Consider the following 15,326-nt stretch of genomic DNA (forward strand, 5'->3'; position numbering starts at 1 on the left):
TCAATCCGGGGCCAGCATATAGCCGACGCCGCGTACGGTTTGCAGATAGCGCGGGTTCTTGGGGTCGGCCTCCAGCTTGCGGCGCAGGCGCGTCACCTGGACGTCCACCGCGCGCCCGGTGATATCGGCGGTGTCGGGCGACAGGTTCATGCGCTCGACCGGCGAGTGGGCGTGGATGGCCAGGGTCTTCAACAGTTGCGCCTCGGCCTCGGTCAGGCGTTGCAGCACGCCGTCGCGGGTCAGCTCCAGCCGCTCCATGTCGAACACCGCCGGTCCCATGTGGATTTCGCGCGGCGTCAGCGGCTTGCCGCCGGTGCGGCGCAGGATAGCCTCGATCCGCAGCGCCAGCTCGCGCGGATCGAAGGGCTTGGACATATAGTCGTCGGCCCCGCGCGACAGGCCCTCGATCCGGTCGTTGGGGTCGCCCTTGGCGGTCAGCAGCAGGACCGGGGTCTTGGACAGGGCCGCCTGGCTGCGGATCCAGGTGGTCAGGTCGAACCCGCTCTCGCCCGGCATCATCACGTCCAGCACGATCAGGTCGAACTCGATCAGTTCCACCAGCCGTCGCGCCGCGCCCGCGTGGGCGGCGCCGGTGACGCGATAGCCCTCGCGCGCCAGGAACTCTTTCAGCAGTTCGCGGATTCTGTCGTCGTCATCGACCACGAGCAGATGGCGACCCGTGCCGGGTGCTGCGACGGGGCCGGAACGGCTGGAAGAACGGGTGTCAGTCATGCTTTGGGCGATCCTGCCGAACGCAAGGCGTTGACGGCGGCGGGAGAGAAGAGTGTAACCGGATCACATCCCCGGGAGACGTTATTCAATGGCCTTCGTTCCTTTCGACGATCGTGACGGCTGGATCTGGTTTGACGGCGCATTCGTGCCCTGGCGGGACGCGAAAACGCACGTTCTGACCCATGGCCTTCACTACGGCTCGTCGGTGTTCGAGGGTGAGCGTATGTACGGCGGCGAAATCTTCAAGCTGACGGCGCACAGCCAAAGGCTGAAACGCTCGGCCGAGCTGCTGGACTTCGACATTCCCTACAGCGTGGCCGAGATCGACGCGGCCTGCAAGGAAACCTGCGAAAAGAACGGCCTGACCGAGTGCTACATCCGCCCGGTGGCCTATCTGGGCGCCGAACAGCTCAGCGTTTCCTCGCTGAACAGCAAGGTCCACCTGGCCATCGCCGCCTGGGAATGGCCCAGCTATTTCGACCCCGAGGTCAAGAAGAAGGGCATCCGTCTGGAGTGGGCCAAGTGGCGCCGCCCCGACCCGGCCACCGCTCCCTCGACGGCCAAGGCCGGCGGCCTCTACATGATCTGCACCATGTCCAAGACGGCGGCTGAAAAGCGCGGCTTCGCCGACGCCATGATGCTGGACTGGCGCGGCTATGTCGCCGAGGCCACCGGCGCCAACGTCTTCTTCGTCCAGAACGGCGTTCTGCACACGCCGCGCGTCGATCACATCCTGGACGGCATCACCCGCCAAACCATCATCGAGATGGCCCAGGCCAAGGGCATCGAGGTCGTGGTCCGCGACATCCTGCCGGAAGAACTGTCCAACTTCTCAGAATGCTTCCTCACCGGCTCGGCCGCCGAGGTCACGCCGGTCAGCGAGATCGGCGACTACCGCTTCACGCCCGGCGACCTGTCGCTGACCCTGATGGACGACTACGGCAAGCTGGTCCGCGGCCAGCTGTAAGCGAAGGGATTTCCTCCCCATTCCATGGGGAGGAAAGAAGAACGAAGTGATCAGGCGGAGGGCTCACCCTCCGCCTTTTTCTTGCGCGCCGCCTCGGCGGCTCGGCGCTGCGCGGCGCGTTTCTGACGCCAGCGCCACCCCAGCCACGCCAGGGGCGCGAACACCAGCAACAGCGGCAGGGCCCCGGCCAGCAGCATGATCAGCGCGCCCAACGTCGACATGAACAGATAGGCCACCTGGCCCAGGGCGTCGGTGACAGGCCTCAGGGCGCTGTCGGGCGCCAGTTGCCCCGCCGCGCGATAGGTCACGTCCAGCTTCGAGGTCTGCACCCGCGTCCGCATGACCGCCAGGGCCGAACGCGTCGCGTCCAGTTCGCCCTGCACCCGCGCCAGTTCACGTTCGACCTGCAGCAGTTGCTCCAGCGGGCCGCTGCGGGTGGCCAGAAGCTGCTGCAGCCGGTCTCGCAGGGTCTCCATCGCCCGCATCCGCGCCTCTGTGTCGACCAGTTGTCGGGTCAGGTCCTCGCTCTCGACGGCCTGTTCGGCCACCCGGCCGCCGACCCCCTTGGCCTCGCCGTCCAGCGCGGCGCGGAAACGGGCGACGTAGGCGGGCGTGGCGCGCATCTCCAGACGGGCCTCGACGGAATCGCGACCGACGCGGCTGGAGTTCGAACCGATCACCTGACAGGCCGACAGGCCGGCGGCTGTGCAGGCCTGTTCGTGTTTCGCCATGAGGCGCGTCGCCGCTTCGGCCGGAAGCTCGAGCCCGAAGCGATAGGCGTAGGCGATGCTGGGCGCGACAACCGGCGCAGCGCTGGCTGCGGCCGTCGGCGCTGAAGCCGCCGCATCGGCTGGCGGCGCCGCCTCCATCAGGGCCACGTCCACCGACGCGTCGGCGTACTGGCGCGACCCGTCCTGACACCCCGCGAGCAGGGCGCTCGCCGCCGCCGCCCAGATCAGTTCCTTGCGCATCCGACCTCTCCCCATTGATGACGTAACGGTGATTGGCCGCCTGCATAACGGCGAAGTTTAGACTGCAGCGAGGCTTCGGCGCGGCAGGACGCCGCATGCGCACTTGACCAGAAGCCGCGCGGTAGCGTTCAAGCAGATTTTAAAGGCGGCTCTCGGCCGTCGGTCGCTCCCGGAGCCGCCTTTCCCATGTTCACCCTCCTGAACCTCCAGAGCCTGTTCGGCCTGGTCGTCATCATCGCCCTCTGCTGGGCGGTGTCCGAGAACCGCAAGGTCTTCCCCTGGCGGTTGGCGATCGGCGCTGTGGCGGTTCAGGCGGCCCTGGTGCTGGCGACCTTCGCCATTCCGGGTTCCCAGGTGGTGCTGGACGGCATCAACAATGCGGTGAAGGGGCTGGAACTGGCGACCGAAGAGGGGACCAAGTTCGTCTTCGGCTATCTGGCGGGCGGGGCTCAGCCCTATGCCGTCGCCAACGAGGGCGCCCTGTTCACCTTCGCCTTCAAGGTTCTGCCGCTGATCCTGGTGATCTCGGCCCTGTCGGCCCTGCTGTGGCACTGGAAGATCCTGAAGTGGATCACCCTGGGCTTCGGCTTCCTGTTCCAGAAGACCATGGGGCTGGGCGGCGCCTCGGCCCTGGCGGTCGCGGCCAACGTTTTCCTGGGCATGATCGAAAGTCCCATCGTCATCCGCGCCTATCTGGACAAGCTGACCCGGTCGGAAGTCTTCCTGATGATGGTGGTCGGTCTGGCCACCGTCGCCGGCTCGACCATGGTGGCCTACGCCACCATCCTCGGCCCCGTCCTGACCAATGCGGCGGGCCACGTCCTGGTCGCCTCCATCGTCTCTGCCCCGGCGGGCATCCTTCTGGCCCGCATCATCATCCCCGAGAAGCCGGGGCAGGGCGGGGCGGTCGCCGACTACAACTCGGCCCTGAAATACGACGGGGCCGTGGACGCCATCGTCAAGGGCACCTCGGACGGCCTGATGGTGGTGCTGAACATCTCGGCGGTGCTGATCGTCTTCGTGGCCCTGGTGGCTCTGGCCAACGTCATGCTGGGCGCCTTCTGGATCGGCGGCGAGCAACTGAGCGTCGAGCGCATCCTGGGCGTGGTCTTCTCGCCGGTCGCCTGGCTGATCGGGGTGGAATGGGCCGACGCCCATACCGCGGGCTGGCTGCTGGGCGTCAAGCTGACGCTGACCGAGTTTGTCGCCTTCATCAAACTGGGCGAGGTGCCCGCCGGCGACATGAGCGAGCGCACGCGGATGTTGATGACCTACGCCCTGTGCGGCTTCGCCAACATCGGCTCGGTCGGCATCACCGTCACCGGCCTGTCGGTGCTGATGCCCGAGCGCCGCGAAGAGGTTCTGGGTCTGGTTTGGAAGGCCCTGTTCGCCGGCTTCCTGGCCACCCTGATGACCGCCTGCATCGTCGGGGCCATGCCGGCCTCGGTGTTCGGCCAGTAAAGCGTTTTCCAGAAACTGAGGGGGTATCGTCGGATGAAGCTCTACACCTCGCATCGCGCGCCCAACCCGCGCCGGGTCCGCTGGGTCATGGCCGAGAAGGGCGTCGACAACGTTGAGTTCGTCGAGATCGACCTGCTGTCCGGTCAGCACCGCACGGCGGACTACCGCGCCAAGGTCGGCGTGCCCCACGTCCCGGCGCTGGAACTGGACGACGGGACCTGCATCTCGGAATCCATCGCCATCTGCCGCTATCTGGAGGCCCTGTATCCAGAGCCCAACCTGTTCGGTCATGACGCCAGGGAACAGGCGCTGATCGAGATGTGGACCCGCCGCTGCGAAATCTACCTGGCCAATCCGATGATGCTGAACGTCCGCTTCAGCCACCCGGCCCTGGCCGCTCTGGAAGCCCCTCAGCCGCAGGTGGCGGAATACAGCCGCGTCGGCGCCGAGAAGTTCATGCGTCTGCTGGACCGCCAACTGGCCGAGCACGCCTTCATCGCCGCCGACCGCTTCACCATAGCCGACATCGTCGCGGCGGTCGGTTTGGACTTCGCCCGTCTGGTCAAATACCGCCCGCCGGAAGAGTTCACCCATCTGGCCCGCTGGATGGAGGACTGCCGCGCGCGCCCGGCGGCCAAGGCGGGCGTCTAAGCGCTTTTCGGACGCTGTTCGTCATGCCAAGCTGGGCGGCATGAACAGAGCTTTCACGATCACCCTCGCCCTGGGTCTCGCCGTCTCCGCCGCCGCCTGCACCGAAAGCCGACGCGCGCGCAATGACGCGACCTTCAGCGACCGCCCGGCGGACATCACCTGCTGGACCTATGGCGTCGAGACCTTCAAGGGCCGCTCGACCGGCAAGGTCGAATACAACGACGGCGGCCGCATCGCCTTCGTGGACGCCGCCAACGGTCGCTACACCACCGTCGACGGCGAATGCCGCGTGGTTTACGCAGCGCCTGCGAAGTAGGCGGCCTCAGTCGCGCGGCGTGAACTTCCGAATCACGCCCGAGAAGGTCATCAGCAGCCGCTCGCCCGTGTTGATCTGGCCGCGCACGAAGATCAGGCTCTTGCCGGCCTTCGTCACCTGGCCGGTCGCTTCGATCAGTTCGCCGACATAGGCGCCGTCGATGAAGGTGGAATCCAGCTGCACCGTCACGCCGGATGCGCCCTCCATCTCCTGATAGGCGATCTGGAACATGGCGATGTCGGCGAAGGTCATCAGGCAGCCGCCGTGCATCCGGCCGCCGAAATTCATGTGCTTCTGTTCGGCCCGGAAGGCGCAGCGCATCGACCCGTCGGGGTCTGGCTTGCGATAGAAGGGGCCGACGGTGGAGTCGAAGGTGGTGTTGGAGATTTCATAGGTCGTCCAGCCGGCGAACTCGCCTTCGGTGACTGTGATTTTCTCAACCATGTCGGTTTCGCCTTCTTTCCGGTCCTGCAGTGCAGCATATAGGCGCAATGAGCGATCCAATCGAAGCGGCCATTTTTGAAAAACTGGCCAAGGCCGACCCCAAGAACGTCGGCGGCAAGAGCATTGAACCCTCGGACGTGGCCAAAGAGCTGCAGCCCGAGCAGTGGCAGCGGATGCTGCCCAAGGTGCGCGCCACGGCCCTGGGCCTGATGCGTCAGGGCAAGCTGACCATCACCAAGAAGGGCAAGGCGGTCGACCCCAACGCCTTCAAGGGCGTGATTCGTCTGCGCCTGCCGACCGAGGCCGAGACGGCTGCAGCCTTGGCGGCCCTGCCGCCGGTCGAAAAATCGGATGACGATTTCGACTGAACCGGACACCGGCCCGGAGAACGGCCTGGCCGACGTCTTGGCCGACATCCGCGCCTGCCGGGCCTGCCTGGGTCATCTGCCCCACACGCCGCGCCCGGTGGTCATGGTCGCGCCCGAAACGCGCCTGTTGATCTGCGGTCAGGCGCCGGGGCGGCGGGTGCATGAAAGCGGTCTGCCCTTCACCGATCCGTCCGGCGTCCGTCTGCGCGACTGGATGGGCGTCGATGAGGCGACCTTCTACGGCGATCCGCGTCTCGGCGTCGCCGCCCAGGCCTTCTGTTTTCCCGGCACGAACCCTAAGGGCGGCGACTACCCGCCGCCGCGTCGCTGCGCCGAGCTGTGGCGGCCCCGGCTGCTGGCCGAACTGCCGAACGTCGAGCTCACCCTGCTGGTTGGCGGCTACGCCCAGACTTGGGCGCTAGGCGACCGGGCCAAGTCCAACATGACCGAGACCGTCCGTGCCTGGCGCGACTACGCCCCCGCCATCCTGCCCCTGCCGCACCCGTCCTGGCGCAATACCGCCTGGCTGCGCAAAAACCCGTGGTTCGAGGCCGAGGTTCTGCCCTACCTTCGCCAGAGGACAGCGGAGATATTGGCGTGATGCGACGCTTTATGGCCCTTCTCCCCTCGTGGGAGAAGGTGGGCGCCGGAGGCGCTCGGATGAGGGGGCTTTATCTGCTCGTAAAGCGGCTGACGGTGTGGATGCGGCTGGCCGCCCCCTCATCCGTCTCGCTGCGCGCGCCGCCTTCTCCCGCGAGGGGAGAAGGACGACTGATCGCCGCCCTATTTCTCTCTCTCGCCCTGTCCGCCTGCGCCACGCCCCATCTTCAGACGCCCCAGACCCCGCCCAACGGTTTCAACGGCCCGCGCATCGAGGCCGGAACCCTCGGCCGCGGCGCCTTCGTCGTGCAGGACGGAGCCCGGCTGCCCTATCTGCGCTGGAGCCCCGAGAGCGGCCAGCAGCCCTGGGCCGTCATCGTCGCCCTGCATGGCTTCAACGACCACTACGCCTCCTTCCGCCTGGCCGGGCCGTGGTGGGCGACGCGCGGCATCGAGACCTGGGCCTATGACCAGCGCGGCTTTGGCCTGTCGCCCCATCGCGGCGAGTTTGCCCCCGAAAGCCTGACCAGCGCCGACCTGCGCACCATCGTCGCCCTGGTCCGCGCCGAGCGCCCCAATGCTATGATCGTTGTGGCGGGCGAGAGCATGGGCGGGTCCTCGACCATCGCCGCCTTCGGGGGCGCGGCCCCGCCCGACGCCGACCGGGTGATCCTGCTGGCCCCCGGCGTCTGGGGCTGGTCCAGCCAGAGCCCGTTCAACCGCGCAGGTCTCTGGGCCGCCGCCCGTCTGATGGGCGACAGGGCGGTCGAGCCCCCCGCCTTCGCCGTCCGCAACATCCGCGCCTCGGACAATACGCTGGAGCTGATCCGCAACGGGCGCGATCCGCAGAGCATCCTCTCCACCCGCTTCGATTCCATGCACGGCCTGGTCGATCTGATGGAGGCGGCCTCGATGCGTCTCGGCGCGATCGAGAAACCGACCCTGCTGCTCTACGGCGCCCATGACCAGATCGTGCGCAAGGGACCGATGCGTCTGGCGCTGGAGCGGGCGGGCGAGCGGCCCAACCTGCGCACCGCCTATTATCCGAACGGCTGGCACATCCTGAACCGCGACCTGCAAGGCGAGGTCGTCTATCGCGACGTCGAGGCCTGGCTGCGCGACGCTGTAGCGCCCCTGCCGTCGGGGGCCGGGCCGGTGCTCCCGGCGCTGCGGGCTGATCCCAAGGCGCGCTGAGTCTTTTCCTGACGCGAAACCGTCATGCTTGCCGTTTAGGCGGGCGCGGCGTATCTCCTCGCGCAATAAAAAATACCCCAGGAAAGGCCTGTCATGGGCAAGACGCTGTTTGATTCTCCCTCTTTCGCGAACCATGAAGGCGTCCACGCCTTCCATGACGAGAAAACCGGCCTGAAGGCCATCGTCGCGGTTCACTCCACCGCGCGCGGCCCCGCCGTCGGCGGCACCCGCATGTGGAATTACGCCACCGCTGAGGAAGCGCTGGAAGACGTGCTTCGTCTGTCCAAGGGCATGAGCTACAAGAACGCGGTCGCCGACCTCGAAATGGGCGGCGGCAAGTCGGTCATCATCGGCGACAGCCGCACCCAGAAGTCGCCGGAGCTGTTTCGCGCCTTCGGTCGCTTCCTGAACGGCCTGGGCGGCAACTACTATGCCGCTGAAGACGTCGGCACCTCGGTCGAGGACATCGCCGAGGCCCGCAAGGTCACGGAATACGTGCTCGGCCTCAAAGACGGCCCCGAAGCCTCGGGCGACCCCAGCCCCGTCACCGCCGAGGGCGTGTTCCGCTCGAACCTGGTCGTGGCCCGTCGCCTGTTCAACCAGAACGACATGACCGGCCTTACCGTCGCCATCCAGGGCGTGGGCCATGTCGGCGCCTATCTGGCCGAGAAGCTGCACAAGGCCGGCGCCAAGCTGATCATCACCGACGTCAACCAGGCCAACCTGGACGCCGTCGCCGCCAAGACCGGCGCCGAGATCGTCGCGCCCGACGCCATCTATGACGTCGCCGCCGACATCTATGCGCCCTGCGCCCTGGGCGCGACGCTGAACCTGCAGACGCTCGACCGTCTGAAGGTCAAGGCCGTCTGCGGCGCCGCCAACAACCAGCTGGCCACGGCCGACATCGGCGACGAGCTGTTCCGTCGCGGCGTGCTCTACGCCCCGGACTACGTCGTCAACGGGGGCGGCATCATCAACGTCGCCTCGGAAATGAACGCCCGCCAGTCGGGCGGCGCCTATGACCCCTCCTGGGTCGAAGGCAAGCTGTCGCGCCTGATGGAGACCTTCGAGGAAATCCTCGAGCGCTCGGTGGCCGAGAACAAGCCGACCCACCTGATCGCCGACGCCATCGCCGAAGCCCGCATCAAGGCGGCGGCGGACCAGAAGGCCGAGCTGCTGAAGGCGGCCTAAGGCTAAATAAAGCCCTTCTCCCCTTGAGGGAGAAGGTGGGCGCCGCAGGCGCTCGGATGAGGGGTGTGAGCATTGCCGTTTCCGGCAGGGCCGCACCCCTTTTTCGTGTTTGGGTGCGCCTAACGGGAGGCGGTCGCGCTGACACCCCTCATCCGTCTCGCTGCGCGAGCCACCTTCTCCCTCAAGGGGAGAAGGGGAGAGAGATTCCCTCAATCTTTAACGCATCTTAACGCGGCGTTTACCATCCAGGCGGCAGTTTCTGCCTAGCGGGGCCAGTTCGACCCGCCAGTGGATGGGCGGGGACGCGTGGGCGGCTTCACGGCGGCGTTGCAGAAGTTCGGGATCGGCCGCTTGGCCGCAGTGCTAGGCGTCGCCGCCGGCGTCGCGGCCGTGCTGGTCGCTGTCATGCTGCGTGTGGGCCAGGCACCCGACGCTCTGCTCTATTCCAACCTCGACCTGCGCGAAGCCTCCGAGATCAGCGCCGCCCTGGACCAGGCGGGCATCAAGTACAGCTCCAAGGGCGACGGCTCGACCATCTTCGTCAGCCGCGACGAAGTCGGCACCGCGCGCCTGTTGCTGGCGGGCAAGGGTCTCGTGACCTCGGGCAGCGTCGGCTACGAAATCTTCGACAACCAGTCGGTGCTGGGCCAGACTGAGTTTCAGCAGAATCTGAACGAGCAGCGCGCTCTGCAAGGCGAGCTGTCGCGCACCATCATGTCGATGCGCGGCATCACCTCGGCCCGCGTCCACATCACCATGCCGCGCCGGGAAATGTTCCAGGCCGCCGCCACCGATCCTACCGCCGCCGTGGTCGTGGGCGTGGGCGGTCGCGACCTCAGCGCCGATCAGGTCCGCGCCATCCGCAACGTCGTCGCTTCCTCCGTGCCGAACCTGAAGCCGGACAAGGTCACGGTGACGGACCAGTCCAACCGCACCCTGGCGGCGGGCTCGGAAGACACCGGCTTCACCTCGGCCAACGCCGAGGCCGCCAAGGCCACGACCGAGTCCCAGCTGCAGACCCGCATCAAGGACATCGTCGAGGGCGTCGTCGGCGCCGGCGCGGCCCGCGTCCAGGTCACGGCCGACATCGACCACAGCCGCTCGACCACCCAGGAACAGAAGTTCGATCCCGACGGCCAGGTCGTCCGCTCGACCTCGACCAACGGCTCGCAGTCGCAGGACACGACGGGTCAGGCCGACGGCGGCGTCACCGCCACCAACAACATCCCCGGCGGTCAGGCCCCGAACGCCACGCCGGTCGGCTCGACCAACTCGGAAAACACCGAGACGACCAACTACGAGATCTCCAACACCACGACGACGACGGTCAAGGAGCCGGGCGAGGTCAAGAAGCTGTCGGTCTCGGTCGCCGTGGACGGCAAGTACACCCCTGCCGCTGACGGCAAGGGCGAGCCGACCTACGCCCCGCGCACGCCGGAAGAAGTCCAGCAGATCAAGACCCTGGTCGCCGCCGCCGTCGGCATCGACGAGACGCGCGGCGACAAGATCGAGGTGGTCAACGTCCGCTTCAACCGCGAGCCCTCGGCGGCGCCGGGCGCGGACGAAGGCTCGTCGATGTTCAACTTCGACAAGAACGACATCATGCGCGGGGTCGAGCTGCTGGTCCTGCTGGTCACTGGCCTGCTGCTGATCTTCTTCGTCGTCCGCCCCCTGCTGAAGACCGCTTCGGGCGGCGGCGGCGTGCCCGCCCTGGCTGGCGCCAACGGCCTGCCGGTCACGCCGCTGGACACCCAGCTGGTCGGCGGAACCCTGCCCGGCGCGCCGCAGATGCTGGCCGGGCCGTCGGAGATGGACCAGCGGATCGACATCGCCCGCATCGAGGGACAGGTGAAGGCCTCCTCGATCAAGAAGGTCGCCGACTTCGTGGACTCCCACCCGGAGGAATCGACCGCGATCCTCCGGTCGTGGGTGCATGAGACCTCATGACCCGTCTCGTGAGCAAAAAGGGCGCAGTCGACGATATCCGTAAGCTGACGGGGCCTGAAAAGGCCGCGGTGGTCCTGCTGTCGCTCGGAGAAGAGCACACGATCCTGTGGCAGCAGCTCGACGAGGAAGAGATCAAGGAGGTCTCTCAGGCCATGGCCGGTCTGGGCGCCGTCACGGCCTCGGTGGTCGAGGAAGTCCTGGTCGAATTCGTCTCGGGCATCGGCGGTTCGGGTGCCCTGATGGGCAGCTATGAACAGACCCAGCGCCTGCTGGCCTCCTTCATGTCCGGCGACCGCGTCGACGCCCTGATGGAGGAAATCCGCGGCCCCGCCGGTCGGACCATGTGGGACAAGCTCGGCAATGTGAACGAGGCCGTTCTCGCCAACTATTTGAAGAATGAATACCCGCAGACGGTCGCCGTGGTCCTGTCCAAGGTCAAGCCCGACCACGCCTCGCGCGTGCTGACGGCCCTGCCCGAGGACTTCGCTCTGGAATGCGTTCAGCGGATGCTGCGCATGGAGCCGGTCCAGCGTGACATCCTCGACAAGATCGAACAGACCCTGCGCACCGAGTTCATGTCCAACCTGGCGCGCACGTCCAAGCGCGACAGCCATGAACTGATGGCCGACATCTTCAACAGCTTCGACCGCCAGACCGAGGCCCGCTTCATCGGCGCTCTGGAGGAACGCAGCCGCGATTCCGCCGAACGCATCCGCGCCCTGATGTTCGTGTTCGAGGACCTGTCGCGGCTCGACCCCGGCGGGGTCCAGACCCTGCTGCGCGCGGTCGAGAAGGATCAACTGGGGCTGGCGCTCAAGGGGGCGTCGGACGCCCTGCGCGAGATGTTCTTCTCCAACATGTCCGAGCGCGCCTCGAAGATCATGCGCGAAGATATGGAATCCATGGGGCCTGTCCGCCTCAAGGACGTCGACGCCGCCCAGATGACCATGGTCCAGGTGGCCAAGGATCTGGCCGCGCGCGGCGACATCATGCTGACCGGCCAGGGCGGCGACGACGAGTTGATCTACTGACATGACCGCTTTGCTTTCCACGGCTCGGCCCTTCATCTTCGACACCGAGTTCGATGCGGCGGGCGACGTCGTTCGCCCCTCGACCTGGCAGCCGACCAAGCGTTCGTTCGCGCCCGCCGAGGTCGAGGCCCTGGTGGCGCAGGCGCGGCTGGAGGCGCGTCAGCAGGCCCTGGCCGAGGTCGAGGCCCTGCGCGCCGACGCCTTGTCGGCCCTGGCCCAGACCGTCTCTCACGCCGCCGGCGCCCTGAGCACGGTCGCCGAGGCACATCGTCGCCAGTCGGCCGAACTGTCGGTGGCCGCCGCCCGCACCCTGGCCTCCGCCGCCTTCGACCGCTTCCCGCGTCGTCCGCTGGAGGCCGCCATCGAACAACTGGCCCAGGAAATCGACGCCTCGCCGCGGTTGCAGGTTCGCGCCGCCGGGCTGGATGAGACGACCCGCGCCCATATCGAAGCCCTGTGCGCCGACGCCGGCTTCAGCGGCCTGATCGCCTTCCGCGAGGACGCCGGCGCCCCCGCCGCCGCTTTCACTCTGGAATGGGCCGACGGTCGCGCCGAGTTTGATCCCGAGGGCGTCGCCGCCCGCGTCTCCGCCGCCCTGGAGGCCGCCCTGGCCGCCGAGGCCGGCCATGCTGAACCCCTCGACAGGAGCGCCTTCTGATGGCCACCGATGATCTCGCCCTGGAAGAGTTCGGCGACTCCACCGCCCTGAACCTCGCCGACGAGGGCGGCGACAAGTCCGCCGCCGACCTGGCCACCGTCTTCGACGTCCCGGTCAATATCTCGGCGGTGCTGGGCAAGGCCCATATGTCGGTCGCCCAACTGCTGAAGCTGAACCGCGGCTCGGTGCTGGAGCTGGACCGCAAGGTCGGCGAGGCCATCGACATCTTCGTCAACAACCGTCTGGTCGCGCGCGGGGAGGTCGTCGTCGTCGAGGATCGCCTGGGCGTGACCATGACGGAAATCATCAAGACCGAGGACTCGGGCGCCTAGAGCAATGCCGCGCAGGCATTGCGCAGCAAAGTGACGGCGGCCCGGTTTTCGAAGTAGAGATCTAGAGGAGAAGACCCATGCGGCTTCTGGTGGTTGGCAGGCTCAGCGGACAGCTGGCGACGGCGGTGAAGATGGCCATGGCGCACGGCGCCAAGGTTCAGCACGTCGAGCGCGCCGATCAGGCGACCGAGCAACTGCGTCGCGGGCAGGGGGCCGACCTGATGATGGTCGACTACCGCATCGACATCGCCGCCCTGATCGCCGCCAACGACGCCGAGCGCATCTTCGTGCCCATCGTCGCCTGCGGCGTGGACGCCGACGCCAAGGAAGCCGCCGACGCCATCCGCGCCGGGGCCAAGGAGTTCATCCCCCTGCCGCCCGAGGCGGACCTAATCGCCGCCGTCCTGTCCGCCGTGGCAGACGACGAACGGCCGATGATCTCCGCCGATCCGGCGATGAAGGCCGTCGTGGCCCTGGCCGATCAGGTGGCGCGTTCGGACGCCTCCATCCTGATCACCGGCGAAAGCGGCGTCGGCAAGGAGGTGATGGCCCGTCACCTGCACAACGGCTCCAAGCGCGCCGACCGCGCCTTCATCAGCGTCAACTGCGCCGCCATTCCCGACAACCTGCTGGAATCTGAGCTGTTCGGCCACGAGAAGGGCGCCTTCACCGGCGCCGTGGCCCGCCGCATCGGCAAGTTCGAAGAGGCCGACGGCGGCACGCTTTTGCTGGACGAAATCAGCGAGATGGACGCCCGCCTGCAAGCCAAGCTGCTGCGCGCCATCCAGGAGCGGGTCATCGACCGCGTCGGCGGCTCCAAGCCCGTGCCGGTCAACATCCGCATCATCGCCACCTCGAACCGCGACCTGGCCAAGGCCGTGGCCGAGGGGACCTTCCGCGAAGATCTGCTCTATCGCCTGAACGTGGTGAACCTGCGCCTGCCGTCCTTGCGCGAACGCCCGGGCGACATCGCCGTCCTGTCGGACCACTTCATCCGCAAGTACGCTGCCGCCAACGGCGTGCCGCCGCGCCCGATCTCGGTCGACGCCCGCCGCGCCCTGGTCGGCCACCGCTGGCCCGGCAACGTGCGCGAGCTGGAAAACGCCATGCACCGCGCCGTCCTGCTGGCGACGGGGCCGGAGATCGACATCGACGCCATCCGCCTGCCGGACGGTCGTCCGCTGCTGGAGGGCGGCTCGACCGCGCCGTCGCCGACCGCCTCGACCTATGACGCCGGCGTCGCCGGTCATGCGGCCCAGATGGCCGACGCCATGACCCGCAGCTTCGTCGGTCAGACCGTGGCCGAGATGGAAAAGACCCTGATCCTCGACACCCTGAACCACTGCCTGGGCAACCGCACCCATGCGGCCACCATCCTGGGCATCTCGATCCGCACCCTGCGCAACAAGCTGAACGAATACGCCGACGAAGGCACGGCCATCCCGGCGCCGCAGTCGGGCGTCGCCGCCGCCTACAGCGCGGCGGGCTAGGGCCATGCGCGCCGACCGTCGAACCCTCCTGCTGGGCGCCGGCGCCTTGACGCTGACTCTGGCCCTGGCCGCCTGCTCGCGCGAGGTGAAGTCCGCCGAGACCGATCTCGACGCCGACATGGCGGCGGACGGCGCAGCGCTGGATCTGGACCTGTCGGATCTCGAGGCCCGTCACGGCGGCCGCCTCGGCCTGGCGGTCGCCTCGGCGGGCGTCAACGCCGCCTGGCGCGGCGACGAACGCTTCGTCTATTGCTCCACCTTCAAGATGTACCTGGCCGCCGCCACCCTATTGCGCGTCCAGGCCGGGCAGGAGCGGCTGGATCGCGCCATCCCCATCACCGCCGCCGACATGATCAACCACGCCCCGACCACGGAACCGGCGGTCGGCTCGACCCTGACGGTCGAGCAGTTGATGAAGGCCACGGTCGAGCTGAGCGACAATCCCGCCGCCAACATCCTGATCCGCGAGATGGGCGGGCTGGAGGCCTTGCGCGCCTTCTATCGCGGCATCGGCGACGACAGCACCCGCGTCGATCGTCTCGAGCCCGAGATGAACCGCGCCGACGGCGACAAGGACACCATCACCCCGATCCAGTCGGTTCAGAACATCAGCCGCCTGCTGGTTTCGCCGGAAACCCCGCTGAACGCCGCCTCCAAGGCCCTGCTGATGCGCTGGATGATCGACACGCCGACCGGGCAGGGCCGCATCAAGGCCGGCGTGCCCGCCGGCTGGACCGTGGCGCACAAGACCGGCACCGGCGGCTATGGCCCGACCAACGACATCGGCCTGATCCAGCCGCCCAAAGGCGCGTCCATCGTCATCGCCGTCTATTTCCACGCCACGCGGGATTCGACCGACGCCCAGCGCGAGGCGGTCATCGCCGACGCCACCCGTCTGGCGTTGAAAGCCCTCGGCCATGGTTGAGACCGCGCGAATCCTGTCATCAGGCGGGATGAGCTTCGCCCGCCGCCA

Annotated in this window: 17 protein-coding genes; 14 read left to right on the forward strand and 3 right to left on the reverse strand. The window is 67.6% G+C overall.

All coding sequences use genetic code 11. From position 1 onward, the window contains the following. Positions 1 to 732 carry a response regulator gene (locus HX774_RS02895; RefSeq protein WP_114816183.1) on the reverse strand — a complete coding sequence of 244 codons (732 nt, stop codon included), beginning with the start codon at positions 730 to 732 and terminating at the stop codon, positions 1 to 3. An 88-nt stretch (positions 733 to 820) separates the two neighbouring features. On the opposite strand from HX774_RS02895, the gene HX774_RS02900 reads away from it, so the two are divergent. Beyond that, positions 821 to 1,699 (forward strand): branched-chain amino acid aminotransferase, encoded by an 879-nt coding sequence (locus HX774_RS02900; protein WP_178824058.1) that lies wholly within the window; start codon positions 821 to 823, stop codon positions 1,697 to 1,699. Between the two features lie 50 nt (positions 1,700 to 1,749). Here the strand turns inward: HX774_RS02900 and HX774_RS02905 are convergent, their stop codons facing one another. Continuing rightward, positions 1,750 to 2,670 carry a DUF4349 domain-containing protein gene (locus HX774_RS02905; protein WP_178824060.1) on the reverse strand — a complete coding sequence of 307 codons (921 nt, stop codon included), beginning with the start codon at positions 2,668 to 2,670 and terminating at the stop codon, positions 1,750 to 1,752. 186 nt (positions 2,671 to 2,856) lie between these two features. On the opposite strand from HX774_RS02905, the gene HX774_RS02910 reads away from it, so the two are divergent. Genes HX774_RS02910 through HX774_RS02920 form a run of 3 tightly spaced genes read left to right on the forward strand, consistent with a single transcriptional unit; the run spans position 2,857 to position 5,098 of the window. Then, the gene (locus tag HX774_RS02910) at positions 2,857 to 4,131 is read left to right on the forward strand and encodes a NupC/NupG family nucleoside CNT transporter (protein ID WP_178824062.1); all 1,275 of its coding nucleotides are present in this window, start codon (positions 2,857 to 2,859) and stop codon (positions 4,129 to 4,131) included. A 33-nt stretch (positions 4,132 to 4,164) separates the two neighbouring features. Beyond that, on the forward strand, positions 4,165 to 4,782 hold the full coding sequence (locus tag HX774_RS02915; protein ID WP_178824064.1) for a glutathione S-transferase family protein: 618 nt from the start codon (positions 4,165 to 4,167) through the stop codon (positions 4,780 to 4,782). A 40-nt stretch (positions 4,783 to 4,822) separates the two neighbouring features. Next, a complete protein-coding gene (locus tag HX774_RS02920) occupies positions 4,823 to 5,098 on the forward strand; it encodes a hypothetical protein (protein WP_114816188.1) in 276 nt (91 codons plus the stop codon). Positions 5,099 to 5,104: 6 nt separating this feature from the next. Here HX774_RS02920 and HX774_RS02925 read toward each other — a convergent pair whose 3' ends face one another. After that, positions 5,105 to 5,542 (reverse strand): PaaI family thioesterase, encoded by a 438-nt coding sequence (locus HX774_RS02925; protein WP_178824066.1) that lies wholly within the window; start codon positions 5,540 to 5,542, stop codon positions 5,105 to 5,107. A gap of 47 nt (positions 5,543 to 5,589) precedes the next feature. On the opposite strand from HX774_RS02925, the gene HX774_RS02930 reads away from it, so the two are divergent. The 10 genes from HX774_RS02930 (at position 5,590) to bla (ending at position 15,278) form a co-directional block, all read left to right on the forward strand. Beyond that, positions 5,590 to 5,910 carry a DUF3253 domain-containing protein gene (locus HX774_RS02930; protein ID WP_114816190.1) on the forward strand — a complete coding sequence of 107 codons (321 nt, stop codon included), beginning with the start codon at positions 5,590 to 5,592 and terminating at the stop codon, positions 5,908 to 5,910. After that, complete coding sequence (locus HX774_RS02935; RefSeq protein ID WP_178824068.1) at positions 5,894 to 6,511, forward strand: uracil-DNA glycosylase family protein; 618 nt, start codon at positions 5,894 to 5,896, stop codon at positions 6,509 to 6,511. The genes HX774_RS02930 and HX774_RS02935 overlap by 17 nt, the downstream gene beginning before the upstream one ends. Positions 6,512 to 6,570: 59 nt before the next feature. Next, entirely contained in the window at positions 6,571 to 7,704 is a 1,134-nt protein-coding gene (locus tag HX774_RS02940) for an alpha/beta fold hydrolase (RefSeq protein ID WP_255499948.1), read from the forward strand. A gap of 93 nt (positions 7,705 to 7,797) precedes the next feature. Then, on the forward strand, positions 7,798 to 8,895 hold the full coding sequence (locus HX774_RS02945) for a Glu/Leu/Phe/Val dehydrogenase (RefSeq protein ID WP_178824070.1): 1,098 nt from the start codon (positions 7,798 to 7,800) through the stop codon (positions 8,893 to 8,895). A gap of 306 nt (positions 8,896 to 9,201) precedes the next feature. Then, on the forward strand, positions 9,202 to 10,842 hold the full coding sequence (fliF, locus tag HX774_RS02950) for a flagellar basal-body MS-ring/collar protein FliF (protein WP_178824072.1): 1,641 nt from the start codon (positions 9,202 to 9,204) through the stop codon (positions 10,840 to 10,842). Positions 10,843 to 10,850: 8 nt separating this feature from the next. Next, positions 10,851 to 11,873, forward strand: coding sequence for a flagellar motor switch protein FliG (gene fliG, locus HX774_RS02955; RefSeq protein WP_114816223.1), 1,023 nt, complete (start codon positions 10,851 to 10,853; stop codon positions 11,871 to 11,873). Between the two features lies 1 nt (position 11,874). Next, positions 11,875 to 12,531, forward strand: coding sequence for a flagellar assembly protein FlbE (locus HX774_RS02960; protein ID WP_178824074.1), 657 nt, complete (start codon positions 11,875 to 11,877; stop codon positions 12,529 to 12,531). Then, a complete protein-coding gene (gene fliN / locus HX774_RS02965) occupies positions 12,531 to 12,863 on the forward strand; it encodes a flagellar motor switch protein FliN (RefSeq protein ID WP_114816195.1) in 333 nt (110 codons plus the stop codon). Before HX774_RS02960 ends, fliN begins: the two co-directional genes overlap by 1 nt. 77 nt (positions 12,864 to 12,940) lie before the next feature. Further along, on the forward strand, positions 12,941 to 14,353 hold the full coding sequence (locus HX774_RS02970) for a sigma-54-dependent Fis family transcriptional regulator (RefSeq protein WP_178824076.1): 1,413 nt from the start codon (positions 12,941 to 12,943) through the stop codon (positions 14,351 to 14,353). 4 nt (positions 14,354 to 14,357) lie between these two features. Beyond that, positions 14,358 to 15,278: a class A beta-lactamase gene (gene bla / locus HX774_RS02975; RefSeq protein ID WP_178824078.1), complete on the forward strand. Its 921-nt coding sequence runs from the start codon at positions 14,358 to 14,360 to the stop codon at positions 15,276 to 15,278. Positions 15,279 to 15,326 lie beyond the last annotated feature (48 nt).

The organism is Brevundimonas sp. P7753 (assembly GCF_013386595.1).
GTDB classification, from domain to species: Bacteria; Pseudomonadota; Alphaproteobacteria; order Caulobacterales; family Caulobacteraceae; genus Brevundimonas; species Brevundimonas bullata.

What these genes read in the sequence shown, in the direction of transcription:
- HX774_RS02895 (WP_114816183.1), bottom strand. Translation starts at nt 732, where the DNA reads ATGACTGACACCCGTTCTTCCAGCCGTTCCGGCCCCGTCGCAGCACCC.
- HX774_RS02900 (WP_178824058.1), top strand. Translation starts at nt 821, where the DNA reads ATGGCCTTCGTTCCTTTCGACGATCGTGACGGCTGGATCTGGTTTGAC.
- HX774_RS02905 (WP_178824060.1), bottom strand. Translation starts at nt 2,670, where the DNA reads ATGCGCAAGGAACTGATCTGGGCGGCGGCGGCGAGCGCCCTGCTCGCG.
- HX774_RS02910 (WP_178824062.1), top strand. Translation starts at nt 2,857, where the DNA reads ATGTTCACCCTCCTGAACCTCCAGAGCCTGTTCGGCCTGGTCGTCATC.
- HX774_RS02915 (WP_178824064.1), top strand. Translation starts at nt 4,165, where the DNA reads ATGAAGCTCTACACCTCGCATCGCGCGCCCAACCCGCGCCGGGTCCGC.
- HX774_RS02920 (WP_114816188.1), top strand. Translation starts at nt 4,823, where the DNA reads ATGAACAGAGCTTTCACGATCACCCTCGCCCTGGGTCTCGCCGTCTCC.
- HX774_RS02925 (WP_178824066.1), bottom strand. Translation starts at nt 5,542, where the DNA reads ATGGTTGAGAAAATCACAGTCACCGAAGGCGAGTTCGCCGGCTGGACG.
- HX774_RS02930 (WP_114816190.1), top strand. Translation starts at nt 5,590, where the DNA reads ATGAGCGATCCAATCGAAGCGGCCATTTTTGAAAAACTGGCCAAGGCC.
- HX774_RS02935 (WP_178824068.1), top strand. Translation starts at nt 5,894, where the DNA reads ATGACGATTTCGACTGAACCGGACACCGGCCCGGAGAACGGCCTGGCC.
- HX774_RS02940 (WP_255499948.1), top strand. Translation starts at nt 6,571, where the DNA reads ATGAGGGGGCTTTATCTGCTCGTAAAGCGGCTGACGGTGTGGATGCGG.
- HX774_RS02945 (WP_178824070.1), top strand. Translation starts at nt 7,798, where the DNA reads ATGGGCAAGACGCTGTTTGATTCTCCCTCTTTCGCGAACCATGAAGGC.
- HX774_RS02960 (WP_178824074.1), top strand. Translation starts at nt 11,875, where the DNA reads ATGACCGCTTTGCTTTCCACGGCTCGGCCCTTCATCTTCGACACCGAG.
- fliN (WP_114816195.1), top strand. Translation starts at nt 12,531, where the DNA reads ATGGCCACCGATGATCTCGCCCTGGAAGAGTTCGGCGACTCCACCGCC.
- HX774_RS02970 (WP_178824076.1), top strand. Translation starts at nt 12,941, where the DNA reads ATGCGGCTTCTGGTGGTTGGCAGGCTCAGCGGACAGCTGGCGACGGCG.
- bla (WP_178824078.1), top strand. Translation starts at nt 14,358, where the DNA reads ATGCGCGCCGACCGTCGAACCCTCCTGCTGGGCGCCGGCGCCTTGACG.